We start from the raw sequence: 25,618 nt of genomic DNA, 5'->3' as shown, positions 1-25,618 counted from the left end.
TGCGGCAGCTGTCGGCCGGTCAGAACCAGTGCAGGCAGTGCGGGGCGCGCTCGGCGCGGAACAGGGCGTCGGCGAGGGCGGCGGCGGCCGGGTGGTGGGCCCGGATGTGGCCGGCCCGGACCAGCGTGCCGGGGGTGGTGCCGCCGAGCAGGATCGAGCCCAGGTCGCTGATGTCGAGCGAGAGGTCGGGCTCGCGGTCGGTGGGAACGCACCCGGCCCGGCCGGCGCGGACGGTCAGCAGGTGGCGGTGGTGTTCGCCGAGGAACGGGTCGTCGACGTCGAGGACCAGCTCGCCGTCGGCGGACCAGCCGCGGGAGGTGAGGGCGCCCGGCACGTCCAGCACCCGGACCCAGAGCCAGTCGGTGTGCTTGCCGGGCTGCCCGGCGTTGTAGTCGGCGAGCTGCCAGGGCAGCGGGTGCCCGGGCGGGAAGTGCTTGAACACGACTTCCTGGACCAGGTCGTGCTGGAGCAGGTAGCGGGCGAGCGCGGAGTACGCGGCGTCGGTGGCGGCGACGGTCTCGTCCACGACCAGCGAGCGCGGGTCCTCGACCGAGTAGCTGGCGTAGCCGTCGGGGACGCCGTCGGCGTCCCGGTGCAGGGCGATGTAGCGCGGCTTGGCGGAGGAGACCGGGGGCTGGCCGGCGCCGCGCGCCCACCAGCGGTGCGGCCGGGAGACCGCGCCGGGCTGGGTGCGCCGGTACCGGTCGTAGACCTGTTCCAGCAGTTCGACGGCGTCGCTGCGGCGGAGCAGCTCGACCGTGCCGGGGTCGGTGGCGCCGGCCCGCGGCGGGGTGAGGGCGGCGCGGTGCTTGGGGACCGTGTAGCGCTGGGTGTAGGTGGCGGGGCCGTAGCCGAAGCGGCGGTAGATCAGCGCCTCGGAGGCGAGCAGCACGGCGACGGCCTCGCCGCGGGCGCGCAGTTCGGCGAGTTGACGGCGCATCATCGCGGTGAGCACGCCGCGCCGTCGGTGCGAGGGCAGCACGCCGACGGCCGTCACCCCGGAGACCGGGACGATCGCGCCGCCGGGCAGGGTCAGTTCGAGGGTGTACGCGCCGGCGGTGCCCACCGGCCGCCCGTCCGCCACCGCGAGCAGGCCGCGGTCCAGTTCGAACGCCGACCACCAGGCACCGGTGCGGCCCTCGTCCGTCTCCTCGCGGAACAGCGCGAACGCGGCGTGCATGGTGTCCACGAAGACGTCGAAGTCCTCGTCGGTGGTCGGACGGATCTCGATCACTGCCGCTGCCTCCCCGCGGTGCCGTGCGCTGTCCGGCTTCAGTGCAGCCGGGCACCGGGGTGTGGTCAAGCGATTTACCGGCGGGATAGCGTCGCCCGCCGTGGACGACGACCTGACCCTGCATCCGTTGCCGGACGACGTGACGCTGCTGCTGGCCGGGGCGGCGGCTCCGCCGCGGCTGGTGGCGCACCTGCGACTGGTGCACGACGTGGCGGTCCGGTTGGCCGACTGGACGGCGGCCCGCTGTCCGGGCCTGTCCTTCGACCGGGCGGCGGTGCTGTTCGGTGCGGCGACCCACGACATCGGCAAGGCGGTGCACCGGGCGGAGCTGTCCGGCCCGGGTTCGGCGCACGAGCCCGCCGGGCGGGAGCTGCTGCTGGCGGCGGGCGTGGAGCCGCGGCTGGCCCGGTTCGCGGCCGGTCACGCCTGCTGGGGGCCGTCCTCCGGGGTGGAGGACCTGCTGGTGAGCCTGGCCGACAAGGTGTGGAAGAACAAGCGGCTGCCGGAGCTGGAGGACCTGCTGGTCGACGCCCTGGTGCGGGCCGGCGGCGGTGAGCGCTGGGCCGAGTTCCTGGCCCTGGACGAGGAGTTGACCGATCTCGGGGACGGCGCGGAGGCGCGCCTGGCGTACCAGGCGCGCTTCCCGGTCGACGTGGGGCGGCTCGGCTAGGACAGGGTGACCGTGCTGCGGAAGACGGTGGCGCCGGAGCCGGTGAGCACCGTCTCGGCGCCGTCCGCCGGCAGGAACGCGGACTGGCCCCGGGCGAGCGTCAGGGTCTGTCCGGCAGCGGCTAGTTCGACCGTCCCCGCGGTGCAGAGCAGGATCTGCGGTGCGTCGCCGGGCAGGACGGCGGGGCGGTCGGCGAGGTCGTAACGGGAGAGCCGGAACTCGTCGATCGGCACGGGGTAGAGCCGCTCGCCGTCCGGGCCGGCCTCGGGGCGGAGGATCTCGGGGCGGCCGCTGCGGAACTCGACCACCTTGACCAGCTCGGGGACGTCCACGTGCTTGGGGGTGAACCCGCAGCGCAGCACGTTGTCGGAGTTGGCCATGATCTCCACGCCGGTGCCGCGCAGGTAGGCGTGCGGCAGGCCGGCGCCCAGGTACAGGGCCTCGCCGGGCTGCAACCGGACGTGGTTGAACAGCAGCGCGGCGACCAGGCCGGGGTCGCCGGGGTACTCGGCGGCGGCGAAGGCGTAGCCGGCCAGCGCGCCGGTGGGGTCGGACGGGGCGGCGGCGGTGACGGCGCGGGCGACGGCTTCGACGGTCTCCCGGCCGTGCTCGCCGGTCAGCCGCAGCGCCTCGGCGAGGGCGCCGGCGAGCGCCTCCGGCTCGGGCTTGGTGCGCAGCAGCTCGATCAACGGGTCGAGCTGCGGCACCTCCAGCGAGGCCATCAGGTCGGCCGCGGCGGCGGGCGTGCGGAAGCCGCACAGGCCCTCGAACTCGCTGAGCGCGCAGATCAGTTCGGGCTTGTGGTTGTCGTCCTTGTAGTTGCGGTGCGGCGCGTCGACCGGGACGCCGCGGGTCTCCTCGTCGGCGTACCCGGCGCGGGCCTGCTCGCGGGTCGGGTGGGCCTGCAGGGAGAGCGGGGTGGCGGCGGCCAGCACCTTGACCAGGAACGGCAGCGCGGGCCCGAACTGTGCGACGGCGGCCGCGCCGAGCTCGGCGGCGGGGTCCGCGGCGATCACCCGGTCGAGCGGGACCGGGCCGTCGCCGCGGTCGACCAGGGACGGCGCGCCGGGGTGTGCGCCCATCCACAGTTCGGCCTGCGGGGTCCCGTCGGCGGGCCGGCCGAGCAGCTCGGGGATGGCGGTGGCCGAGCCCCAGGCGTAGTCGCGGACGGTGTTGTCGAGCCGGTCCATCAGGTACTCCCGAATGCGTGGGTGCAGGTGTGTGTGCGCCGTGTCGGCCGGTGCGCGGGCCACCCGACAATAGCTGACCCGGGTGGCCGCTCCGGGGCGGCCGTTGATCACCCTCCTGGGCGCGCACACCCGGCACCGCCGGGGTCCACCGGCCAGGCTGGTCGGTACGGGCCGAGCCGGGCCTGCCACCGCACCGACCAGGGGAGCAGCCGTGACCGACCAGAGCGCCCACCGCGGCGGCGCGGACGATGCGCCGGCCTTCCGCCCGCTGGAGGTGGAGGTGTTCACCGGCCCGGAGAGCGCGTTCTTCGCGACCTCCAGCCTGATCATGGGCGAGCGGACGGCGATCCTGGTCGACGCCCAGCTGACCCGCAGCGCGGGCCGGGAGCTGGCGGAGTGGATCGCTGGCAAGGGCCGTCAGCTGCTGGCGATCGTGGTCAGCCACCAGCACCCCGACCACTACTTCGGCGCGGAGGAGGTGCTGCGGCTGTTCCCGGCCGCGCAGCTGCTGGCCGCACCGTCCGTGGTGGAGGGGATCGGGCAGACCGCGGCCGCGAAGGTCGCGCAGTGGAAGCCGGTGTACGGCGACGACATCCCGGACCTGCCGCTGCTCCCGGCGCCGCTGCTGCCGCAGCCGCTGATGATCGACGGTCAGCTGATCCGGGTGCTGCAGCTGGGCCAGGGCGACTGCGCCGGTTCGACCATCACCCACCTGCCGAGCATCCGCACCGTGGTGGCGGGCGACTTCGTCTACAACGGCACCCACGTGTGGACGGCCGACACCGATCCGGCGGCCCGTGACCAGTGGTCGCACAACCTGGGCCGGATCGCCGACCTGGGCGTGGACCGGGTGATCGCCGGGCACCGGGCGCCCGGCGCGGACGACGCGGCGCACCGGGTGCTGGTCTTCACCGCCGGCTACCTACGGGACTTCGACGAGGCGCTGCACGACCACCCCGAGGACGCGGAGGCGCTGGCCGCCGCGATGAACGAGCGCTACGGCGGGCTGACCCTGCCGGCCATCCTGGAGCTCGGCGCCGCCGCGAACGTCCGCCGCGCCGAGGTGCCGCACGAGGACAACGGGATCATCGACGCCGAGATCGTCGAGGGCGACCAGTGATCGACCGGTGATACTGCCGGGATGACGGAGTACGACGCGGTGGTGGCCGCCGGTGGGTCGGGGCGCCGGCTGGGCGGGGTGGACAAGGCGGCGCTGACGGTCGGCGGGCGTCCGCTGCTGGACCGGGTGCTGGCGGCCTGCGCGGGGGCGCGCCAGGTGCTGGTGGTGGGTCCCGAGCGGCCGACCGAGCGGGCCGGGGTGTGCTGGCTGCGGGAGGAGCCGCCGGGCGGCGGGCCGGTCGCCGCGGTGGCGGCCGCGCTGCCCGCGGTGTCCGCACCGCTGGTGCTGCTGCTGGCCGCCGACCTGCCGTTCCTGGACGCCTCGGCGGTGGGCCGCCTGCTGGCCGCGGTCGGGGCGGCGGACGACGGCGCGCAGCTGGTGGACGCCGGGGGCCGCGCCCAGCCGCTGGCCGCGGTCTACCGCACCGCCGCGCTGCGCGGGGCGCTGGCCGAGCTGGGTGATCCGGCGGGCCGCCCGCTGCGCGGGCTGACCGACGGCCTGCGGCTGGCTGCGGTGCCCGATCCGGCGGGTGCGTCCTTCGACTGCGACACCTGGGCGGAGCTGGCGGCGGCCCGCCGCCGGGCGGGCGACGGCTGATCTCACGGCCGTGCTCGGCGTGCGGTGAGCGAAACGAACCGCGGCGCTCACGGGGTAAGCGGTCCGCGGCGACCGGGATCGGGCAGCATGGGCGTCATGGAGCGCACATTGGACGAGTGGATGGCTGCGGCGGGCGCCGAACTGGGCCTCGACCTGGCGGTGGACGTCCGGGGTCTGCTGGACATGACGCGGGTGGTGGCGCACGGCGTGGAGCGCCCGGCCGCGCCGCTGACGGCGTTCCTGGTCGGCTACGCGGCGGCCCGGCACGGCGGTGGGGCGGCGGCGGTGGCCGAGGCCAACGCCAAGGTGACCGCGCTGGCCGAGCGCTGGGCCGCCGCGGACGGCGGGACGGACGGCGGGACGGACGGTGCGCCGGCAGGCGCGGCGGACGGCCCGGCCCAGCGGTGAGCGGCGCGGCGGGGATGGGAACGGCGGACCCGACCGGCGAGGTGCGGCTGACCTCCGCGGCGCCCACGCTGCGCGGCTGCCCGTGGCCGCTGGCCCGGCGCACCGCCCGGGCGGCGGCCGGACCACTGCCGGTGGAGCGCGCGCCGCTGGACGCGGCGGCCGGGCGCACCCTGGCCGAGCCGCTGGCGGCGCTGACCGACCTGCCCGCCTTCGACACCTCGGCGATGGACGGCTGGGCGGTGGCCGGTCCGGGCCCGTGGCGCCTGTCCGGCCGGGTGCTGGCGGGCCAGCGGTGCGCCCCGCTCGCGGACGGCGCGGCGGTGGAGATCGCCACCGGTGCCCAGCTGCCGCCGGGGGCCACCGGCGTGCTCCGCCGCGAGCACGGGACGCTCACCGAACTCCCGGGCGGCACCGCCGTGTTGCACGGCGAGGTCGGCCCCGGTCAGGACGTCAGGCCGCGCGGCCAGGAGTGCGGGCGGGGCGAGGAGCTGCTGCCCGCCGGGGTGGCGGTGACCCCGGCGGTGCTCGGGCTGGCCGCCGCGGCGGGGCACGACCTGCTCGCCGTGCACCGTCGTCCGACCGTCGAACTGCTGGTGTTGGGCGACGAGTTGCTGACCTCCGGGCTGCCGGGCCCGGGCCGGGTGCGGGACGCGCTGGGCCCGCTGCTGCCGCCCTGGCTGGCCGCAGCGGGGGCCGAACTGATCGGCAGCCGTTACGTCCGGGACGACTTCGGGCTGCTCCGGGACGCCATCCGGCACTCGCCCGCGGATCTGGTGCTGACCACCGGCGGGACCGCCTCCGGGCCGGTGGACTTCCTGCACGCGGCGCTGGAGGCCACCGGCGGGCACCCGCTGGTGGACGGTGTCGCGGTGCGGCCCGGCCACCCGATGCTGCTGGCGGCGCTGCCCGGCGGCCGGCACCTGGTGGGCCTGCCCGGCAACCCGCTGGCCGCCGTGGCAGGCGCGCTCACGCTGGCGCTGCCGCTGCTGCACGCGCTGTCCGGCCGCGCGGTTCCCGTCACCGGCCCGCTGGAGCCGCTGGCCGAGGCGCTGCCCGGCCACCCGGTCGACACCCGGCTGCACCCGGTGCGCCGCACCGCGGCGGGGCCGACCCCGCTGCCGCACGACGGCCCGGCCATGCTGCGCGGCCTGGCCCGCGCGGAGGCGCTGGCGGTCGTCCCGCCCGGCGGCCTGGCGGCGGGAGAGTGCGCCGAGCTGCTGCCGCTGCCCTGACCGCCGCGGCCGGGCGATGTTCCACGTGGAACCGACCGCTCCGGCCCGCCCCGGTCGGCAGCCGTAGGTCAGTGCGCGACGGGCACGGCCGGCTTGATGACGATCAGCCGGTCGGTGAGCTGCAGCACCGCCGCCTCGGGCTCGGTGTAGTTCAGCACCCGGCGGCCGCGGACCACCGCCACCACCAGATCGGGCAGCTCGCGCGGGCTGAGCCCGGCCTCCGCCTTGGTCACCGGCCGTTCGACGACGTCCAGCCCGTTGCCGTAGGTGAGCAGGTCCTCCATCACCGAGCCGGCGTTCGGGCTGAGCATCGACATGCCGAGCAGCCGGCCCGCGGAGCTGGAGGAGGTGACCACCACGTCCGCGCCGCTCTGCCGCAGCAGTGGGGCGTTCTCGTCCTCGCGGACGGCCGCGACCACGGTGGCGCCCTTGTTCAGCTGACGGGCCGTCAGGGTGATCAGCGCGGCGGTGTCGTCGCGCTGCGGGGCGACCACCACCTGCGCGGCGCGCGGCAGTTCGGCCCGTAGCAGGGTGGCGGCGCGGGTGGCGTCGCCGAGCACGCCGACCAGGCCGTCGTGGGTGGCCTGCTCGATCGCCTTGGCCTGCGGGTCGACCACCACGATCGAGTCCTTCAGGACGCCCTGCCCGAGCAGGGTGTCGACCGCGCTGCGGCCCTTGGTGCCGTAGCCGATGACGACGGTGTGGTCCCGCACGGTGTTCCTCCAGCGTTCGATCCGCCACTGCAGGCGGGTGCGTTCGGTGAGCACTTCGAGAGTCGTGCCGACCAGGATGATCAGGAAGACCACGCGCATCGGCGTGATCACGAAGATGTTGATCAGCCGCGCGCCGTCGCTCACCGGGGTGATGTCGCCGTAGCCGGTGGTGGAGAGGGTCACGGTGGCGTAGTACGCCGCGTCCAGGAAGCTGACCGAGCTGTCCGCGTTGTCGTTGTAGCCGTCGCGGTCCAGGTACACGATCAGCGTGGTGGCGATCAGCACGCCCAGCGCCAGCAGCAGCCGGCTGCCGACCTGTCGCAGCGGCGGGCGGGTCGGCCGGGCGGGCAGCGCGATCCGGCGGATGGGGTCGGTGGTGTCGGTGCCGCTGTCCCGGAAGCGACTGAGCGTCAGACGGGACGGCCGGGCACCCTGGTCGGTGGGCGGGATGGAGTTCGGCACAGGCACAAGGATGCGGGGTGCGAACGCCCCCGACCCACCCCGGGGCCGGAGTGTCGCCACCCTGTCGGCCCGGGAGCGCACGCCCTGACGGGCTGACAGTTGACGGCGGGGGGAAGGGGTGTGGAGCGGCCGGGGGCGTAGCGTGGCGGCCATGCGAGCCATCACGATTCCCGAGCCCGGCGGACCCGAGCGGCTGGTCTGGGCCGAGGTTCCCGATCCCGTTCCGGCGGCCGGCGAAGTGCTGGTCGAGGTCGCCGCCACCGCGGTCAACCGCGCCGACCTGCTGCAGCGCCAGGGCTTCTACGACCCGCCGCCGGGCAGCTCGCCCTACCCCGGCCTGGAGTGCGCGGGCCGGATCGCCGCGCTCGGCCCCGGCGTGGCGGGCTGGGCGGTCGGTGACGAGGTGTGCGCGCTGCTCGCGGGCGGCGGCTACGCCCAGCAGGTGGCCGTCCCGGCCGGGCAACTGCTGCCCGTCCCGAAGGGCCTGACGGCCGAGCAGGCCGCGGCCCTGCCGGAGGTCGCCTGCACGGTCTGGTCGAACGTCTTCCAGGTCGCCCACCTGCGCCCCGGCGAGACCGTCCTGCTACACGGCGGGGCCAGCGGCATCGGCACCATGGCGATCCAGCTCGCCAAGGCGGTCGGGGCCCGGGTGGCGGTCACCGCGGGCAGCCCCGAGAAGCTCGCCCGCTGCGCCGAGCTCGGCGCCGACGTGCTGATCGACTACCACCGGCAGGACTTCACCGCCGAACTCGCCGCGCTCGGCGGCGCCGACGTCATCCTCGACATCATCGGCGCCAAGTACCTGCAGCGGAACATCGACGCCCTGGCCGTCAACGGTCGCCTGGTGGTGATCGGGCTGCAGGGCGGCATCAAGGCCGAGGTCAACCTCTCCACCCTGCTCGCCAAGCGCGCCGCCCTGGTCGCCACCAACCTGCGCGGCCGTCCGCTCGGCGAGAAGGCCGCCATCGTCGCCGCCGTCCGGGAGCACGTCTGGCCGCTGGTCGAGGCCGGGGTGGTCCGGCCCGTCGTCGACCGTGTCCTGCCGATCACCGACGCCCCGGAGGCCCACCGGGTGGTCGAGGCGGGCACCCAGGTCGGCAAGGTCGTCCTGGCGCTCTAGCGAGCTCCGCGAGGGCCCCGTTCACCCGTGGGTGTGGCGGTGGAAATGCCCGGAGTGTCCGAGTATGTGAGTCTGGTCACAAGCTGTTCCGCCTCCGCCCGCACCTCGGTGCGGGCGGCCGTCGGGAGGACCTGCTTCGATGCCTGCTCGCCGCTCCGTCGCATCCTCGGCTCCGTCCCGGGCCACCGCCTGCTCGACCCCGCTGCGCCGCTGGGCGGCGCTGACCGGCGTGGCTCTGCCGCTGCTGCTGGCCGTCCCCGCGCTCGCCGCCGACCCCGCGGCCGGGGCCAGGCAACAGGCCCAGGCGCAGCTGGACGCCACGCGGCAGCAGACGCAGGCCCAGCTGGACGCGGCCCTGCAGCAACTGGCCGGGGCGACCACGGCGAGCAGTCCGCTGCCCGGGGCCGGGGATCCGGTCGGCCCGATCGACGGCGCGATATCCGTGCCGGTCCCGGCGGTGCCCGGCACCAGCGCCACGGCGACCCGGACGGCGGCCTCGCCGGACGCTCCCGCGGAACCGTCCGCGCCGGCCTCGGAGGACGGCCCGGCGGGGCCCTCCGCCCCGGCTTCCGCGCTGCCCTCGCCCGACGCATCGCCCCCGTCCGCCCCCTCCGCTTCGCCCTCGCCCTCCGGGTCACCCTCGCCCTCCCCTTCGCCCTCGCCCTCGCCTTCGCCGAGCGCGGCGCCGGAAGCGCCCGGGGCCCACGAGCACGGGCGGCACCAGCAGCCGGTGGTTCCGGCCGTTCCGGTAGGGCCGCAGCCGGCGCCGTCGGCGGACGGGACCGCGCCGGCGCCGGAGGACAGCGGGCAGCCGGCGCTGCCGGAGCCGCGGGCGGTGCCCACGGCGCAGGCACCGGCGCTGGGCTGGGGCCAGGACGCGGATGCGGCCGAGATCCCGGCGAGTCCCGCCGCGGCGGAGCAGCCGCCGCTGGCGGGCGGGGCGCTGGCGGCGGGGCCGGCCCGGGCGGTGGGCCCGGTGCACTGGAACGACCCCTCGGCGCTCCAGCTGCCGCTGGGCGTCGGCCTGGGGCTGATGGGGCTCGGCTTCGGGCTCGTGGGTCTGAAGCTGCGCCGCAGGTGAGCCCGGTCCGGGACGCCGGAGGGCGCCGTCCGGGACTTTCCCGGGGGCAGCTTCGTTGACCTTCGTGGTGGACGAAGCATATGAAGGAGCTATGACCAACCCGATGAACGAGCGGTCGCAGCAGGAGCCGTACCAGGCGGCGGGCGGGAACCCCGACGACAGCCCGAAGGTGCTGATCGTCGGTCCGGACGGGATGGCGGTGGGCACCGCGCCGGTCTCCGGTCTCGGGCGGGGCGACGACGACGAGCCGCGCGAACTCCCGGTGACCGAGATGGTCGAGCAGCCGGCCAAGGTGATGCGGATCGGCAGCATGATCAAGCAACTGCTGGAGGAAGTGCGGGCGGCGCCCCTGGACGAGGCGAGCCGGGCGCGGTTGAAGGACATCCACGCCAGCTCGATCAAGGAGCTGGAGCTGGGCCTCGCGCCGGAGCTGGTCGAGGAGCTGGAGCGGCTGTCGCTGCCGTTCGCCGACGACGTGATTCCGACCGAGGCCGAACTGCGCATCGCCCAGGCCCAGTTGGTGGGCTGGCTGGAGGGCCTGTTCCACGGCATCCAGACCGCGCTGTTCGCCCAGCAGATGGCGGCCCGGGCCCAGTTGGAGCAGATGCGGCGGGCGTTGCCGCCCGGTCTGCACGGGGCGGAGGGCGATCCGGACGACTCCGGACCGGGTCGCGGGATCCGCTCCGGTCCGTACCTGTAGCCGCACCGTCGGTGGCCTTTCGGGGGCCGCGCTTCGGCGCGGCCCCGAACCGCTACCCTGACCCCTGTCCGGAAGTGCCGCGTGCCGAGGGGGAGCTGGGACCATGACAGAGGGCAGCACCGGGGGGCACTCGCTCGGCCACGGCAGGTACGTGCTGCAGCGGTTGCTCGGGCAGGGCGGCATGGCGTCGGTCCATCTCGCCTACGACACGGTGCTGGACCGTCAGGTGGCGGTGAAGACGCTGCACACCGAACTGGGCCGGGAGGCCTCGTTCAAGGAGCGGTTCCGGCGCGAGGCGCAGGCCGTGGCGCGGCTCCAGCACACCAACATCGTCTCGGTGTTCGACTCCGGCGAGGACGTCGCGCCGGACGGGTCGACCACGCCGTACATCGTGATGGAGTTCGTCGAGGGCCGTTCGCTGAAGGACGTGCTGGACGAGCAGGTGACGACCCGTGGGGCGATGCCCAACGAGCAGGCCCTGAAGATCACCGCGGCGGTGCTGTCGGCGCTGGAGGCCTCGCACGACCAGGGGCTGGTGCACCGCGACATCAAGCCGGCGAACGTGATGGTGTCCACCAAGGGCGTCGTCAAGGTGATGGACTTCGGCATCGCCCGCGCGCTGCAGTCGGGCGTCACCTCGATGACGCAGACCGGCATGGTGGTCGGCACCCCGCAGTACCTGTCCCCGGAGCAGGCGCTCGGCAAGAGCGTGGACGCCCGGTCCGACCTGTACTCGGTGGGCTGCATGCTGTTCGAACTGCTCAGCGGGCAGCTGCCGTTCGACGGGGACTCGGCGTTCTCGATCGCGTACAAGCACGTGCAGGAGACCCCGCCGGCGCCGTCCACGCTGAACCCGGCGGTCACCCCCGGGGTGGACGCGCTGGTGGCACGGGCGCTGCGGAAGGATCCGGCGCACCGGTTCCCGACCGCGGAGGCGATGCGCGAGGAGGTGGAGCGGGTCGCGGCGGGGGAGCACGGCACCACGCCGCTGCAGGCGTCCACCCCGCTGGTGATCGGGGAGGGCCCGCGGTCGGTGCACGCCGCGCCTTCGCTGACCAACTTCCCGCCGGTGCCCGGGGATCTGCGCACGCCGCCGCCGTCCGTGCAGCAGCCGTACCAGCCGATGCCTGGCCCGCAGACCCCGCCGCCGTACGTCGCACAGACCCCGCCGCCGTTCCCGCAGGCGCCGCAGACCCCGCAGCCGTTCCCGCAGCCCGGGTTCCAGCAGGGGTTCCCGCAGAGCACCCCGGCGCCGTTCCCGCAGCAGGCGCACACCCCGGTCCCGGGGCCGCTCACCGTGCCCTACCAGGCGCCGGCCAGCGGCAACGGCTGTTCGACCGCGCTGATCGTGGTCGGTGTGATCGTCGGTGTGGTCATTCTGGCGATCATCATCGTGGCGATCGCGGTGGCCGGATCGAACTCGTCGTCCGACTACGGGGCGCCGCTGCTCAACACCGTATTCGAACTGGGCTCCGGGGCAGGCTCGCAGACCTCGATCTGAGCCCCCCGCGCGCGCCGTCCCGTTCCACGCCGGAGCGCGCGAGACGGTAGCGTGCTGGGGAAGGAACCGACAGGGCGAACGCGCGCCGAGCGAGTGCCCGGGGCGAGGAGCGATGGGTCAGAGCGAACGACCGGACGACGACGGGACCGAGCACCGGGACGCGCCCGCGGAGGGCGCCCGGGACGAGCACGCGGGCGGGCCCGCGGACGCCACCGGACCCACCGAGGTGATGCCGGTCGGGTCCGGAACTCCCGCGCGGGGCGGCGCGGTTCCGTTCGCCACGGTCGGCGACGGCCGCTACCGGCTGACCCGCAGGCTGGGCCGGGGCGGGATGGCCGAGGTGTTCGCCGCCCAGGACATCCGGCTGGGCCGCACGGTGGCGGTCAAGCTGCTGCGCTCGGAGCTGGCCGAGGACGACACCGCCCGGCTGCGCTTCACCCGTGAGGCGCACGCGGTGGCGGCGCTCAACCATCACTCGATCGTCGCGGTCTACGACACCGGCGAGGAGCAGCACGGCGGGGAGTCCACCCCGTACATCGTGATGGAGCTGGTCGAGGGCCGGACGGTGCGCGAGCTGCTGGTGGACGAGGCGGCGCCGCCGGTCGACCAGGCGCTGATCATCACCGCCGGGGTGCTGGAGGCGCTGTCGTACAGCCACCGGCACGGCATCGTGCACCGGGACATCAAGCCCGCCAACGTCATCATCACCACCGCGGGCGCGGTCAAGGTGATGGACTTCGGCATCGCCCGGGCGCTGACCGGCGCCGCCTCCACCATGACCCAGACCGGCATGGTGATGGGCACCCCGCAGTACCTGTCGCCGGAGCAGGCGCTCGGCAAGGCCGTCGACCACCGCTCCGACCTGTACGCGGCCGGCTGCATGCTGTACGAACTGCTCACCCTGCGGCCGCCGTTCACCGGCGAGACGCCGCTGTCGGTGGTCTACCAGCACGTCCAGGACGCGCCGGTTCCGCCGTCCCGGGCGAACGACCGGGTGCCGCCGCAGCTGGACGCGCTGGTGCTGCGGGCGCTGGAGAAGAACCCGGACGACCGGTTCCAGAGCGCCGACGAGTTCCGCGCCCACGTGCAGCACGCGCTGCGGCAGATGCACGGGGCGGCCGGCGCGGGCTTCCCGGCGGGTGCGGCGGGCCTGGCGGCCGCCGCTGCGGCCGGGGCGTGGGACAGCGGCCCGCCCAGCGGGTCCTCCTCGCTGACCGAGCCGCTGAACCCGGTCAGCGGCCGGACCGGCCCGACCGAGGCGCTGCCGTACCAGGTCACCTCGGCGTACCAGACGCCCGCGCAGCCCTACCCGGCGGCGGGCGGCAGCGGGAACGGGAACGGCGGGGACGACGAGGACGGCCGGGAGGAGCGCCGGCGGCGCAACCCGTGGGGCTGGGTGCTGGGCGCGGTCGCGCTGGTGCTGGCCGCCACCATCGGCGTCGCGCTGGCACTGACGGCCAATCAGGACGACAAGAACAAGGACCCGCAGCCGCAGACGCCGGTGCAGTCGGTCAGCGCCCCGACCACCCCGACGCCGAGCGAGCGGCCCACCAGTCAGGCGCCGACCCGCAGTCAGAGCCCGAGCCACCAGTCGGAGCCGCCGACCGCCTCGCCCTCGCCGTCCGCCTCCCGCTCGGCGAGTCCGTCCGCGTCGCCCTCGGCCTCGGCCAGCCCTTCGCACTCGCCGTCGGCGACCGGTTCGCCCAGCCCGACGGGCACTGCGACCGGGACCGCGGGGCCCACCGGCGGGGTCACCGGTGGCCCCCCGACCGGCGGGCCGGGGCTGCCGCAGCTGTCGCTCCACCAGTAGCCGTTGCGGGCAGGTCAGTTGACGAACGCGTCCAGGACCTGCTCGTACTCCTGACACCACCAGGCGAGCTGTCCGGCGGAGGCCGGGAACAGCGGGTCGGCGCGGTGGTCGCGGCGCTGGTAGCGCCACTGCAGCATCCACAGGTCGTTCAGCCGTTCCCACCACACCCGGTGGACGGCGCGGGCGACCTGTTCGGCGTCCGCGGCGCCGGTGGCCCGGTAGGCGCGGGTCCAGTGCCGGACCCGGACCAGGTCGAGGACGCCGGTGGCGCGGTCGTTGAACAGCAGCGTGGCGGCCCGGACGGCCTCCTCGGCGACCGGGTGCGGGGCGAGCTTGTCCCAGTCCAGGACGGCGGTGACGGCGTCGCCGCGGTAGAGCACGTTCAGGCCGTGGAAGTCGCCGTGGGTCCAGCCGGTGCGCGGGGCGACGGTGGGGCCGGGGCGGCGGTGCCGGTGCGTGGCGAGCAGGTCGAGACGCTCCGTCAGGCGGTCCTCCGCCAGCCGGTCGAAGGCGCTGCGGGGGCGGTGGGCGCGCGCCAGGGCGCGCAGTTCGGCGATGATCCGCTCGGTCTCCTCGACCTCGGCGGCGAGCACCCCGTCGGGCTGCCGCAGCGGGGGGCAGACCCGGGCCAGCGCGCCGTGCAGGGCGCCCAGCAGGCCGCCGAGTTCACCGCACCGGACGGGGTCGAGCTCGGTGCCGTGCCGGTGCCCGCCGGCCACCCACGGGTAGAGCGCGAACAGCCGGCCGCCGTGCGTGGTCACGGTGCGGCCGTCGCGGTTCGCGAGCGGCGCGGGGACCGGCAGCCCGAGTGCGGCCAGCGCGGTGGTGGCGCGGTGCTGGGCGGTGATCGCGGGCCGGCCGGCGGTGGCCCGGTCGACGTAGCACTTGAGGAACCAGTCACCGTCGGCGGTGGCGATCCGGTAGCCCCGGTTGAGCAGGCCCTCCGCGACCGGTGTCACCGCCGTCGGCGGCGCGGTCCGGTAGGCGCGCAGCACCCCGGCCACGGCGGTGTGCGCGACCGGGGCACTCAGGGTGCCGACGGGGGGAGCGGTGGCGTCCGGGCGGGCCGGCGCGAGGGAGATGGTCTGACCGTCCGTCACGCAGCAGAGCGTATTACTCGGCGTGATGTCGACTTGACGCAGCGTACACGACTCTGCTCTCAGTGCTGCTGGTCGGCCTGCCGCCGGGCGACGTAGGCGGCGGCCTGGGTGCGGCGCTCCATGCCCATCTTGGCCAGCAGGCTGCTGACGTAGTTCTTTACGGTCTTCTCGGCCAGGTGCAGCTCGTTGCCGATCTGCCGGTTGGTCATCCCCTCGCCGATCAGATCGAGGATCCGGCGCTCCTGCTTCGTCAACTGCGCGGTGCGCTCGTCCTCCTTCTCGCCGCCGTCCCGCAGGCGGGCCAGCACCCGGCTGGTGGCCACCGGGTCGAGCAGGGATTTGCCGGCCGCGACATCGCGCACCGCGGAGAGCAGGTCGGTTCCGCGGATCGCTTTCAGGACATATCCCGAGGCCCCCGCCATGATCGAGTCGAACAGCGCCTCGTCGTCGGAGAAGGAGGTGAGCATCAGGCATTTCACCGACGGGTCCTGCGAACGGATCTCCCGGCACACTTCGACGCCGTTCCCGTCCGGGAGCCGGACGTCCAGGACCGCCACGTCCGGGTGGACCGCCGGAATGCGGTTGAGCGCCTCGGCGGCCGTCCCCGCCTCGCCGACCACCTCGATGTCGCCCTCCATCGAGAGCAGGTCGTGCACGCCGCGTCGGACCACTTCGTGATCATCGAGGAGAAAGACCCTGATATGTCCGTTATCAGTCATTTGCAAAGCCTCGCACAAATCGATGCCTGTTACCCCCTTTCGCAGCGGCCCGTGCCCGGATACCGTGCGCTGGTGTCCTGAGCGGAACGGGTAAGCCGCGTCACACCGGCGGTTTCCCGACCCCGAGAACAACTAGGACGTCCTAGCTCAAGCGCACTCCAGGGCGTCGCTGGGTAACGTTCTCGTGAGGGACGCCGTCGGAAAGGGAACACCGTCCGCCTGCCCCGTGCGCACACCCACGCGCACGAGCGGGAATGGACGACCGGACCGGCCACCGGCGACCCCGGGCGGCCGGACAGACCGAGGAGTGAACGTGACCGTCAAAAGCACGGCGAGGGCGCGCAAGAAGGCCGCCCCCGGCGTCCCTGACAAGCCTTCCGCGGGCACGGCCGAGCCGGAGCTCGTCCAGCTGCTCACCCCGGAGGGCGTCCGGGTCGAGCACCCGGACTTCCCGCTGACCGTGACCCCCGAGGAACTTCGCTCGCTCTACCGCGACCTGATCCTGGTGCGGCGCTTCGACGCGGAGGCCACGTCGCTCCAGCGGCAGGGCGAACTCGGCCTCTGGGCATCGCTGTTGGGGCAGGAGGCGGCACAGGTCGGCTCCGGGCGCGCGATGCGCCCCGGCGACTACGCCTTCCCCACCTACCGCGAGCACGGCGTGGCCTGGTGCCGCGACGTCGACCCGCTGAACCTGCTCGGCATGTTCCGCGGCGTGAACAACGGCGGCTGGGACCCGAACGAGAAGAACTTCCACCTCTACACCATCGTGATCGGCGCGCAGACCCTGCACGCCACCGGATACGCGATGGGCATCACCAAGGACGGCGCGGACGACGCGGTGATCGCCTACTTCGGCGACGGCGCCTCCAGCCAGGGCGACGTCAGCGAGGCCTTCACCTTCGCCTCGGTCTACAACTCGCCCGTGGTGTTCTTCTGCCAGAACAACCAGTGGGCGATCTCCGAGCCCACCACGGTGCAGACCCGCATCCCGCTCTACCGCCGCGCCTCCGGCTTCGGGTTCCCCGGCGTCCGGGTCGACGGCAACGACGTGCTCGCCGTCCTCGCGGTCACCCGCTGGGCGCTGGACCACGCCCGCACCGGCCAGGGCCCGGTCCTGGTCGAGGCGTTCACCTACCGGATGGGCGCGCACACCACCTCCGACGACCCGACCCGCTACCGGCAGTCCGAGGAGACCGAGTCCTGGAAGGCCAAGGACCCGATCCTGCGGCTGAAGGCCCACCTGGAGGCCGAGGGCCTGGCCGACGAGGCGTTCTTCGCCGAGGTCGAGGCCGAGAGCGAGAAGCTCGGCCTGCGGGTCCGGGAGGGCGTCCGCTCGATGCCGGACCCGGACCCGACCCTGATCTTCGACCACGCGTACAGCGAGCCGCACCCGCTGGTGGACGAGGAACGCGCCGAGTACGAGGCGTACGCCGCCTCCTTCGAGGGTGGGGAGCACCACTGATGACCGGTCAGCTCAGCATCGCCAAGGCCCTCAACGAGGCCCTGCGCAAGTCGCTGGAGAGCGACCCGAAGACCGTCCTGATGGGCGAGGACATCGGAAAGCTCGGCGGCGTCTTCCGGATCACCGACGGCCTGCAGAAGGACTTCGGCGACGACCGGGTGATCGACACCCCGCTCGCCGAGTCCGGCATCGTCGGCACCGCGATCGGCCTCGCCCTGCGCGGCTACCGCCCGGTGGTGGAGATCCAGTTCGACGGCTTCGTCTACCCGGCCTTCGACCAGATCGTCTCCCAGCTCGCCAAGATGCACGCCCGCGCGCTCGGCCACGTCAAGATGCCGATCACCGTGCGCATCCCGTTCGGCGGCGGCATCGGCGCGGTCGAGCACCACAGCGAGTCCCACGAGGCGTACTTCGCGCACACCGCGGGCCTGCGGGTGGTCAGCCCGTCCAACGCGCACGACGCGCACTGGATGCTCCGCCAGGCCATCGAGTCGGACGACCCGGTGATCTTCCTGGAGCCCAAGCGCCGCTACTGGGACAAGGGCGAGGTCGGCGAGGACCCGATGCTGCCGCTGCACGCGGCGCGGATCGTTCGGCCCGGCGCCGACGCCACCCTGATCGCCTACGGGCCGATGGTGAAGGTCTGCCAGGAGGCCGCGCAGGCCGCCGAGGAGGACGGCCGCCGACTGGAGGTGGTCGACCTGCGCTCGCTGTCGCCGATCGACTTCGCCACCGTCGAGGAGTCCGTCAAGCGCACCGGCCGCGGCATCGTGGTGCACGAGGCCCCGGTCTTCCTTGGTCTCGGCGCGGAGCTCGCCGCCCGGCTCACCGAGCGCTGCTTCTACCACCTGGAGGCGCCGATCCTGCGGGTCGGCGGCTACCACGCCCCGTACCCGCCGTCGCGCGTCGAGGAGACCTACCTCCCCGACCTGGACCGCGTGCTCGACGCCGTCGACCGCGCGTTCGCGTTCTGAGCGGGGGAGCGAAGATGACCACGCACACCGCCTCGCTGCGCGAGTTCAAGATGCCCGATGTGGGCGAGGGCCTGACCGAGGCCGAGATCCTCACCTGGTACGTCAAGCCGGGCGACACCGTCACCGACGGGCAGGTGGTCTGCGAGGTGGAGACCGCCAAGGCCGCCGTCGAACTGCCCATCCCGTTCACCGGCGTGGTCGAGGCGCTGCACTTCCCGGCGGGCACCACCGTCGACGTCGGCACCTCGATCATCGCGGTGGCCGTCGCCGGCGCCGCGCCCGCCCCGGTGGAGGCCGCCCCGGCCGCCGCGGTGCAGGCCGAGCCGGAGCCGGAGCGCCGCGAGGTGCTGGTCGGCTACGGCCCGCGCACCGGTTCGGTGCAGCGCCGGGCCCGGCGCACCAACGGCGCGGCCGCTGCCGCCGCGCCCGCCCCGGTCGTCGCGCCCGTCGCCCCGGCGGCCCCGGTCGCGCCGCCGGTCCCGACGGTGGCGGAGGGGGAGCGCCCGCTGGCCAAGCCGCCGGTGCGCAAGCTCGCCAAGGACCTCGGGATCGACCTGCGCAGCGTGCTGGCGACCGGTCCGAACGGCGTGATCACCCGCGAGGACGTGCACGCCGCGGCCGCCACCGCCGCCGGGAGCGTCGTCGAACCGGTCGTGCCGGTCGTCGAGCAGCCGGCCGTCGCGCCCGCCGCGGTGCCCGCGCTGCCGGCGCCGAACGCGGCCGGGGACGTCCGGGTGCCGGTCAAGGGCGTGCGCAAGGCCACCGCGCAGGCGATGGTCGCCTCGGCGTTCACCGCGCCGCACGTCACCGAGTTCGTCCAGGTCGACGTGACCCGGACGATGAAGCTGGTGCGCAAGCTCAAGGAGAGCGGCGAACTCGGCGCCGGGGTGCGGGTCAGCCCGCTGCTGCTGGTCGCCAAGGCGCTGCTCACCGCCGTCAAGCGGCACCCGGAGATCAACGCCAGCTGGGACGAGGCGGCCCAGGAGATCGTCATTCGCGGCGCGGTCAACCTCGGCATCGCCGCGGCCACCCCGCGCGGGCTGATCGTCCCGAACATCAAGGACGCCGGCTCCCGCACGCTCTCCCAACTGGCGGTCGGTCTCGGCGAGTTGGTGGAGACCGCGCGACAGGGCAAGACCTCTCCGGCGGACATGTCGGGCGGCAGCATCACCATCACCAACGTCGGCGTGTTCGGCGTGGACACCGGCACCCCGATCCTCAACCCCGGCGAGGCCGCCATCCTGGCCTTCGGCGCGGTGCGGGACCTGCCCTGGGTGCACAAGGGCAAGGTGGTGCCCCGTCAGGTCACCACGCTGGCGCTCTCCTTCGACCACCGGCTGGTCGACGGCGAGCTCGGCTCCAAGGTGCTGGCGGACGTCGCCGCGATCCTGGAGTACCCGAAGCGCCTGATCACCTGGGGCTGATCCGCCCCGCCCCGCAGGGCCCCGCTCCGTCGCCGGAGCGGGGCCCTGCGCATGCGGGCGGCCCCTCCCGGCGCGCGGGACCGCGGACGTCCTGGTCGGCCGTCAGCCGCGGGCGGCCCGCCAGCTGGCCCGGGCCAGCGCGTGGAAGCCCTCGGCGGCGGGCCGGCCCAGTCCGAGCGCGGTGCACAGCAGCTCGGCGGTGGCCGGGCGCGGGCTGGCGACGCCGCGTTCCAGGTCGGACAGTGTACGAATGCCGAGTCCGGCCTTGGCGGCGAGTTCCTCCTGCGTCAGCCGGGCCTGCAGCCGGTGTTCTCGCAGCGCCCGGCCGAACGTGCCGCGCAGGTCGGCGTCCTGCTCGATCCCCATTCCGATGCCCTTTCCCCCCGACGGTTCCCCGGTTCGCAGGGTATCTCGCGGACGATCGGCCGGTTGCCGTTCCAACATCATTGCGGCCATTCGGAATTGGTAATTCCGGCGGTTTTCCGTCGACGCTCTCCGGGTGGTTCCGGCATTGGGCCGCCCGAGGGAGTTTCGCGCCGACCCGGCCGGGCCGGCGGTCGCGATGGGTACGTGTGTGCGACCAAGCCACCCGCGCAGCCAGGCCGGGTGACCGTCGCAGCGAGGACACCCGCGTATGCCGACTGGTGCTCCCGGCCCCGTGATGCGGTCCGCGGCCGCCCTGATGCTGGTCGCCGCCGCCGTGCTGCCCGCTGTGGTGGAACTGGTCTCGCCCGCGCCCTCGACGGCGATAGGGCCGCCGCTGCAGAGCCCCGACCGGGCCGCGCCGCCGGCCGCCCGCCCGGACCTGCGGGCCCCGGGCGCGCCCGCCGTCGACCTGCGGCTGACCGGCGACGCGGCCAACCGGATCACCCTGGTGCTGCTCGGCGACGGCTACACCGCCGACCAGCTGAAGGCCTTCCACGACCAGGCGGACCGGGCCTGGAAGGCGCTGCTGGAGATCGAGCCGTTCCGCACCTACCAGGGGTTCTTCAACATACGGCGGGTGGACGTGGTCTCCCCGGTGTCCGGGATCGCGGAGAGCGAGAACGGCGGGAAGTCCACCGCCACCCCGCTGGGCATGCACTTCTGGTGCGAGGGCACCGCTCGCCTGCTGTGCGCGGACGAGGCGGCCACCGCCCGCTGGGCCGGGCAGGGCGAGGGCCCGCAGTACCTGATCGCGCTCGCCAACTCCACCGAGTACGGCGGGGCCGGCGGCACCGGCGTGACCACGCTGGCCGGCGGCAGCCCGGACGCCGGGCGGATCATCCAGCACGAGATCGGCCACACCGTCGGCACCCTGGGCGACGAGTACGACAGTGCCCCGAACGACCCGGACTACCCGAACCTGGCCGCGGTGGACGCCGAGGAGATGCTGCGCGAGAAGACCAAGTGGTGGCGCTGGCTGGGGGCCGAGTCGCCGGACGGCGGCGGCCCGGTCGGCGCCTACCGGAGCGCCAACGGCCTGTACCGGCCGACCGCCGACTCGGTGATGCGCACCCTGGGCGGGTCGTACAACCTGCCGTCCCGGGAGGCGATCGTCGAGCAGCTGTACCGCCGGGTGAAGCCGACCGACGCGCCCGATCCGGCGCCCGGCCAGGTGGCCGGCCGGCCCCGGCTGCACGTGCGGCCGCTGGCGCTGACCGGGCCGCGCCAGCTGCGGATCACCTGGGAGCTGGACGGCAGGCAGGTGGAGGCCAGCACCGCGGACGGCACCTGGCTTGACACCGCCGCGCTCGGGCTGACGCCGGGTCACCGGCACACCGTCACCGCCACGGTCCAGGACACCACCGACTGGGTGCGCGATGAGGCGTTCCGGACCCAGTACATGACCCGGACGGTGAGCTGGACGGTCACCGGCTGAAACCGGACCCCTGGGGCAAAGGTCATTTCATGGGATGACTAGCCTGGTTCCACTATGAGCGTGGACCCCGCCCGCACCGCACCGTCCCTGTCCGCACCCGCTCCCCTCCGGCCCGCCGAGCTGCCGGCCGTCACCCCCGCCGCCGTGTTCCACCCGCCGGGCGGCCGGGCCGCCTGGTTCGCCTGGGCGATCGGCGTCAGCGTCTACGTCCTCGCCGTGGTGCACCGCACCAGCCTCGGCGTGGCCGGCCTGGACGCCGCGGCCCGGTTCGGCATCGGCGCCTCGGCGCTGTCCACCTTCTCGATCCTGCAGGTCCTGGTGTACGCCGGGATGCAGGTCCCGGTCGGCCTGCTGGTCGACCGGATCGGACCGCGCCGGGTGCTGCTGCTGGGCGTGGCGCTGATGAGCGCCGGGCAGCTGGCCTTCGCCTTCTCCACCGCGTTCGCGCCCGCACTGGCCTCCCGGGCGGTGCTCGGCTGCGGCGACGCGATGACCTTCATCAGCGTGCTGCGGGTCGCCGCCCGCTGGTTCCCGGCCGCCCGCAACCCGTTCGTCGCCCAGCTCACCGGCCTGGTCGGCACCGGCGGCAACCTGGTCACCACCGTGGTGCTGGCGCAGGCCCTGCACACCGCGGGCTGGAGCGTCACCTTCGGCGCGATCGCGCTCGCCGGCGCGGCGGTCTTCGCGGCCGTGTTCGTCCTGCTGCGGGAGGCCCCGCCCGGCGCGCCCGCCCCGGTGCACCGGGAGTTCCCCCGGCTGCCGGTCGGCCGGCAGATCCGCGCGGCCTGGTCCGAGCCCGGCACCCGGCTCGGCATGTGGGTGCACTTCACCACGGCCTTCCCGGCCTCCGCCTTCGGCCTGCTCTGGGGCCTGCCCTACCTGGTCGAGGGCCAGGGCATGACCCGGGCCGGCGCGGGCGGCCTGCTCAGCCTGCTGGTGCTCAGCGGCATGGCCTTCGGGCTGCTGTTCGGCCGGCTGGTGTCCCGTTCGGCCGGGTCCCGGCTGCCGATCGCCTTCACCGTGCTGGGCGTCACCGCGCTCTGCTGGACCGTCACCCTGGCCTGGCCGCACGGGCACCCGCCGCTGTGGCTGCTCGTGGTGCTGATGCTGGTGATGGGCAGCAACGGGCCGGCCTCGCTGATCGGCCTGGACTACGCCCGCGCCTACAACCCCGCCGAACGCCTGGGCACCGCCTCCGGCATCGCCAACATGGGCGGCTTCATCGGCTCGATGATCACCCTGCTCGGCATCGGCGTCCTGCTGGACGCGCTCGCCGACCCGGGCAGCGGCAGCTACAGCGCGCACGCCTACCAGCTGGCGTTCTGCTTCCAGCTGGCGCCGCTGCTGCTCGGGACGGCGATGATCCTGCGGCTGCGGCGCAAGCTGGCCGCCGCCCGCTGAGGGCTCGTCAGGGGGTGCTCCTCAGGTGGGCGAGCACCCGGGCGCCCAGCTCCTGGTCGCCGATCACGTTGACCAGCGCGGTCTCCGGGCGGACCCGCCCGCAGCACAGCCGGACGAAGGTCTGCCAGTCCATCGACAGCCGGACGTCCGGGGCCAGCACCACCGACTCGTCCACGCTGCCGCGGCCGTCGGCGTCGACCCGCACGGTGCGCTGGAACGGCAGCGCGCCCGCCACGTCGAAGGCCACCGTGGTGCCGGCCGGCGCGCCCGCCTCCTTCGCCACCTGGCGGGGCAGCGAGGCGATCAGCAGGTCCCTGGTCACCACCGCGGCCGGGGAGTCCAGGTTGCCGGGCTCCTGCAGGGCCCGCCGCAGGTCCTGCTCGTGCACCCACACGTCGAACGCCCGCAGCCGCAGCAGCGTGGCGTACGGGACCTCCCGGGCCAGCGGGCCGGCCGGCCAGCGGACCAGGTCCTGGGGCTCGTGGCGGGCGTTGCGCAGCGCCCGCGAGCGGCGGATCACGGTGTACTCCAGCTCGCTGGTCACCTCCACCGGGGTGTGGCAGCGGCGCTTGTCGACCGGCAGCTCCATGTAGCGGGTGAACTCGTTGGTGACGTGCCGAAGGTCGCGCGGCAGCGCGTGGATCGGCCGCGGGTCGCCGAGCAGCTCCGACTCCACGCCGATGATGTGCGACACCACGTCGCGCACCGACCAGCCCGGGCACTCGGTCGCCCGGTTCCACGCATCGGTCGGAATCGGGGCGAGCAGCTCGGATATGGACTCGATCGACTGCGTCCACGCATCGGTGTACGCCTGCACGGTCTGGTTGTCCGTCACGGGTATCTCCGGCCCCTCCGTCGGCTTGCGTCGTCCCACGTCGCCCGGGCTGCCGAGACCTCCGCACGGACGCGCATACGGCACGTTACGCTGCCGGGTGAGAGCAGGGCAGCGCTTTCGGGTGACGATCGTAGGACTCTTGCCGTGGACGGTGGTACTGTGCGCGCTTCATTGATCCAACTCGCGGTCTCGGACGCCGAGCCGGCCGCCGAGCGGCGGGCCAGGACGGCGGCGCTGGTCCGCGCCCAGGAGGGCGCCGACCTGGTGGTGCTGCCCGAGCTCTGGCCGGTCGGCGGCTTCGCCTACGAGGCCTGGTCGGGCGGCGCGGAACCGCTGGACGGCCCCACCGCCGAGGCGATGTCCGCCGCCGCGAAGGCCGTCGGCTGCTGGCTGCACGCCGGATCGATCGTCGAACGCGACCCCGACGGCCCGATCTACAACACCTCGCTGCTGTTCGCCCCCGACGGCGAGCTCGTCTGCACCTACCGCAAGATCCACCGCTTCGGCTTCGACAGCGGCGAGGCGGTCGCGATGGGCGCCGGCCAGGAGATCGTCACCGCCGACACCGGCTTCGCCGTGCTCGGCCTCGCCACCTGCTACGACCTGCGTTTCCCCGAGCTGTTCCGCGCGCTGTTGGACGCGGACGCCGAACTGCTGGTGGTCCCCGCCGCCTGGCCGGCCCGGCGCGCCGAGCACTGGAACCTGCTGGCCCGGGCGCGCGCGGTCGAGGAGCAGGCCTACGTGCTGGCCTGCAACACCGCCGGCACCCACGGCGGCGTCGAGCAGGCCGGGCGCAGCATCGTGGTCGACCCGTGGGGCCGGGTGCTGGCCGAGGCCGGGGTGGGCGAGCAGGTGCTGACCGTCGAGTTCGACCCGGCCGAGGTGGCCGAGTGCCGCGCCGAGTTCCCGGTCCACCGGGACCGGCTGCTCGGCATCCCGGCGCCGGTCCAGCGCTGACCGTCCGCCGTACCCGTCGTCACGCGACGCATATCGCCGTACCTTGGTCCGGATTGACCATTCCGGGGTACTCTGTGCGCGTTTTGTGAGCTGGGTCCCGGTCGCGTGAGGGCGCGGCCCGGCCCGGAGAGGGGGCGGCCATGACCGCTGCGGGAGCCGGGGGCGGGCGCGCCCCGATCCGGCGCGACAGCCTCCGCGCGCAGATCTCCGACGCCCTGCGCGACGAGATGATGGCCGGCCGCCTGCCCGCCGGCCGCAACTTCACCGTCAAGGAGATCGCCGACGTCTACGGCGTCTCCGCGACCCCCGCCCGGGAGGCGCTGGTCGACCTCGCCGCCCAGGGCCTGCTGGTCACCGAACCGCACCGCGGCTTCACCGTCCCCGAGTTCGGCTGGGACGACTTCCTGGAGATCTTCGAGGCCCGCACCCTGCTCACCGACAACGCGCTGCGCCACCTCGGCGGCCGGGTGCACCGCTACGACTGGTCCCGGCTGCCCTCGCTGCGCCGCCGGGCCGACGCCGCCGCCCGGGCCGCCCGGGCCGGGCAGCTGGACGTGCTGGTCGGCTGCGACCTGCGGTTCTGGCAGGAGGCCGCCGCGGTGCTGTGCAACGACCGGATCGCCGACTACCTGGGGTGGCTGCGGATCCAGTCCTGGATGTTCGCCGCCCCGCACCTGCGCTCCGGCGGCGACCTGGCCGGCCTCTGCTGGGACCGGCACGGCGAGCTGGTCGACCGGATCGAGGCGCGGGACCGGGTCGGCGCGCACCGGATCGTCAACGACTACAACCTGTTCACCGTGGAGCTGCTCGCCCGGCTGCTCGGCCGGCCACTCGACGGGGTGTCCGTGCTGCGGCTGCTGCGCGAACCGGCGGGGGCCGCTCCCGGCGCCCCGGAGGAGACCCGGCCCCCGGACCAACCGCCGCACCCCGCAGTCGGGTTGGGCCGCGTTCCGATGCCCAGGTTCGTCCCGCCCGGCCGGTTCGCCCGGCCCTTCCGGCCGGGGAGCGGGGAGCCCGCCACGGGCCGGTAGGGTTGGGGCCCGTTGC

The 25,618-nt window shown here is 74.5% G+C and carries 21 protein-coding genes and 2 pseudogenes; 16 read left to right on the top strand and 7 right to left on the bottom strand.

Annotation, left to right across the window (positions count from 1 at the left end; all coding sequences use genetic code 11):
• Positions 1-19 precede the first annotated feature (19 nt).
• Positions 20-1,231 carry a GNAT family N-acetyltransferase gene (locus tag BX266_RS17960; RefSeq protein WP_099908001.1) on the bottom strand — a complete coding sequence of 404 codons (1,212 nt, stop codon included), beginning with the start codon at positions 1,229-1,231 and terminating at the stop codon, positions 20-22.
• 103 nt (positions 1,232-1,334) lie between these two features.
• On the opposite strand from BX266_RS17960, the gene BX266_RS17955 reads away from it, so the two are divergent.
• Positions 1,335-1,904, top strand: coding sequence for an HD domain-containing protein (locus tag BX266_RS17955; RefSeq protein WP_259464742.1), 570 nt, complete (start codon positions 1,335-1,337; stop codon positions 1,902-1,904).
• On the opposite strand, the gene manA is transcribed toward BX266_RS17955, so the two are convergent.
• Positions 1,901-3,094 (bottom strand): mannose-6-phosphate isomerase, class I, encoded by a 1,194-nt coding sequence (manA, locus tag BX266_RS17950; protein WP_099901077.1) that lies wholly within the window; start codon positions 3,092-3,094, stop codon positions 1,901-1,903. The two genes, BX266_RS17955 and manA, sit on opposite strands and share 4 nt — an antisense overlap.
• Positions 3,095-3,305: 211 nt before the next feature.
• Here manA and BX266_RS17945 point away from each other — a divergent pair, with 211 nt between their 5' ends.
• From BX266_RS17945 to BX266_RS17930, 3 genes and pseudogenes are all read left to right on the top strand, one after another.
• On the top strand, positions 3,306-4,214 hold the full coding sequence (locus tag BX266_RS17945) for an MBL fold metallo-hydrolase (protein WP_099901075.1): 909 nt from the start codon (positions 3,306-3,308) through the stop codon (positions 4,212-4,214).
• A 21-nt stretch (positions 4,215-4,235) separates the two neighbouring features.
• Positions 4,236-5,219: pseudogene (locus tag BX266_RS40010) on the top strand (NTP transferase domain-containing protein).
• A 14-nt stretch (positions 5,220-5,233) separates the two neighbouring features.
• Positions 5,234-6,451 (top strand): molybdopterin molybdotransferase MoeA, encoded by a 1,218-nt coding sequence (locus tag BX266_RS17930; RefSeq protein ID WP_099901071.1) that lies wholly within the window; start codon positions 5,234-5,236, stop codon positions 6,449-6,451.
• A gap of 68 nt (positions 6,452-6,519) precedes the next feature.
• Here BX266_RS17930 and BX266_RS17925 read toward each other — a convergent pair whose 3' ends face one another.
• A complete protein-coding gene (locus tag BX266_RS17925) occupies positions 6,520-7,626 on the bottom strand; it encodes a TrkA family potassium uptake protein (RefSeq protein WP_099901069.1) in 1,107 nt (368 codons plus the stop codon).
• A 151-nt stretch (positions 7,627-7,777) separates the two neighbouring features.
• Here BX266_RS17925 and BX266_RS17920 point away from each other — a divergent pair, with 151 nt between their 5' ends.
• The 5 genes and pseudogenes from BX266_RS17920 (at position 7,778) to BX266_RS17900 (ending at position 13,838) form a co-directional block, all read left to right on the top strand.
• Positions 7,778-8,746 (top strand): NAD(P)H-quinone oxidoreductase, encoded by a 969-nt coding sequence (locus BX266_RS17920; protein WP_099901067.1) that lies wholly within the window; start codon positions 7,778-7,780, stop codon positions 8,744-8,746.
• 139 nt (positions 8,747-8,885) lie between these two features.
• A complete protein-coding gene (locus tag BX266_RS17915) occupies positions 8,886-9,827 on the top strand; it encodes a hypothetical protein (RefSeq protein WP_099901065.1) in 942 nt (313 codons plus the stop codon).
• Positions 9,828-9,918: 91 nt separating this feature from the next.
• The gene (locus BX266_RS17910; protein ID WP_399169889.1) at positions 9,919-10,527 is read left to right on the top strand and encodes a bacterial proteasome activator family protein; all 609 of its coding nucleotides are present in this window, start codon (positions 9,919-9,921) and stop codon (positions 10,525-10,527) included.
• Positions 10,528-10,630: 103 nt separating this feature from the next.
• Positions 10,631-11,959: pseudogene (locus tag BX266_RS17905) on the top strand (protein kinase); the annotation flags it as partial.
• A 298-nt stretch (positions 11,960-12,257) separates the two neighbouring features.
• Positions 12,258-13,838, top strand: coding sequence for a protein kinase domain-containing protein (locus tag BX266_RS17900; protein ID WP_259465110.1), 1,581 nt, complete (start codon positions 12,258-12,260; stop codon positions 13,836-13,838).
• 14 nt (positions 13,839-13,852) lie between these two features.
• Here BX266_RS17900 and BX266_RS17895 read toward each other — a convergent pair whose 3' ends face one another.
• On the bottom strand, positions 13,853-14,938 hold the full coding sequence (locus BX266_RS17895; RefSeq protein WP_099901059.1) for a phosphotransferase enzyme family protein: 1,086 nt from the start codon (positions 14,936-14,938) through the stop codon (positions 13,853-13,855).
• 59 nt (positions 14,939-14,997) lie between these two features.
• Positions 14,998-15,657: a response regulator transcription factor gene (locus tag BX266_RS17890; RefSeq protein ID WP_099901057.1), complete on the bottom strand. Its 660-nt coding sequence runs from the start codon at positions 15,655-15,657 to the stop codon at positions 14,998-15,000.
• 313 nt (positions 15,658-15,970) lie between these two features.
• On the opposite strand from BX266_RS17890, the gene pdhA reads away from it, so the two are divergent.
• The 3 genes from pdhA to BX266_RS17875 are packed head-to-tail and all read left to right on the top strand — an operon-like array spanning position 15,971 to position 19,517.
• The gene (pdhA, locus tag BX266_RS17885; protein ID WP_218969253.1) at positions 15,971-17,119 is read left to right on the top strand and encodes a pyruvate dehydrogenase (acetyl-transferring) E1 component subunit alpha; all 1,149 of its coding nucleotides are present in this window, start codon (positions 15,971-15,973) and stop codon (positions 17,117-17,119) included.
• On the top strand, positions 17,119-18,093 hold the full coding sequence (locus BX266_RS17880) for an alpha-ketoacid dehydrogenase subunit beta (RefSeq protein WP_399169886.1): 975 nt from the start codon (positions 17,119-17,121) through the stop codon (positions 18,091-18,093). Before pdhA ends, BX266_RS17880 begins: the two co-directional genes overlap by 1 nt.
• 14 nt (positions 18,094-18,107) lie before the next feature.
• On the top strand, positions 18,108-19,517 hold the full coding sequence (locus BX266_RS17875; RefSeq protein ID WP_099901053.1) for a dihydrolipoamide acetyltransferase family protein: 1,410 nt from the start codon (positions 18,108-18,110) through the stop codon (positions 19,515-19,517).
• 102 nt (positions 19,518-19,619) lie between these two features.
• Here BX266_RS17875 and BX266_RS17870 read toward each other — a convergent pair whose 3' ends face one another.
• Positions 19,620-19,883 carry a helix-turn-helix transcriptional regulator gene (locus BX266_RS17870; RefSeq protein WP_099901051.1) on the bottom strand — a complete coding sequence of 88 codons (264 nt, stop codon included), beginning with the start codon at positions 19,881-19,883 and terminating at the stop codon, positions 19,620-19,622.
• A 268-nt stretch (positions 19,884-20,151) separates the two neighbouring features.
• Here BX266_RS17870 and BX266_RS17865 point away from each other — a divergent pair, with 268 nt between their 5' ends.
• Complete coding sequence (locus BX266_RS17865) at positions 20,152-21,378, top strand: M64 family metallopeptidase (RefSeq protein ID WP_099901049.1); 1,227 nt, start codon at positions 20,152-20,154, stop codon at positions 21,376-21,378.
• 54 nt (positions 21,379-21,432) lie between these two features.
• Positions 21,433-22,779, top strand: a complete 1,347-nt coding sequence (locus BX266_RS17860) for a nitrate/nitrite transporter (RefSeq protein WP_099901047.1) — start codon at positions 21,433-21,435, stop codon at positions 22,777-22,779.
• A gap of 7 nt (positions 22,780-22,786) precedes the next feature.
• On the opposite strand, the gene BX266_RS17855 is transcribed toward BX266_RS17860, so the two are convergent.
• Positions 22,787-23,614: a maleylpyruvate isomerase family mycothiol-dependent enzyme gene (locus tag BX266_RS17855; protein ID WP_099901045.1), complete on the bottom strand. Its 828-nt coding sequence runs from the start codon at positions 23,612-23,614 to the stop codon at positions 22,787-22,789.
• 159 nt (positions 23,615-23,773) lie between these two features.
• Between BX266_RS17855 and BX266_RS17850 the strand changes: the two genes are divergently transcribed.
• Both BX266_RS17850 and BX266_RS17845 read left to right on the top strand, forming a co-directional pair.
• Entirely contained in the window at positions 23,774-24,571 is a 798-nt protein-coding gene (locus tag BX266_RS17850) for a carbon-nitrogen family hydrolase (protein WP_099901043.1), read from the top strand.
• Between the two features lie 140 nt (positions 24,572-24,711).
• Positions 24,712-25,602, top strand: a complete 891-nt coding sequence (locus tag BX266_RS17845) for a GntR family transcriptional regulator (RefSeq protein WP_099901041.1) — start codon at positions 24,712-24,714, stop codon at positions 25,600-25,602.
• Positions 25,603-25,618 lie beyond the last annotated feature (16 nt).

This window comes from Streptomyces sp. TLI_171, assembly GCF_003610255.1.
Taxonomy (GTDB): Bacteria; Actinomycetota; Actinomycetes; order Streptomycetales; family Streptomycetaceae; genus Kitasatospora.
The sequence above is the reverse complement of the archived record's forward strand: the minus strand, read 5'-3'. Positions and strand labels throughout refer to the sequence as shown.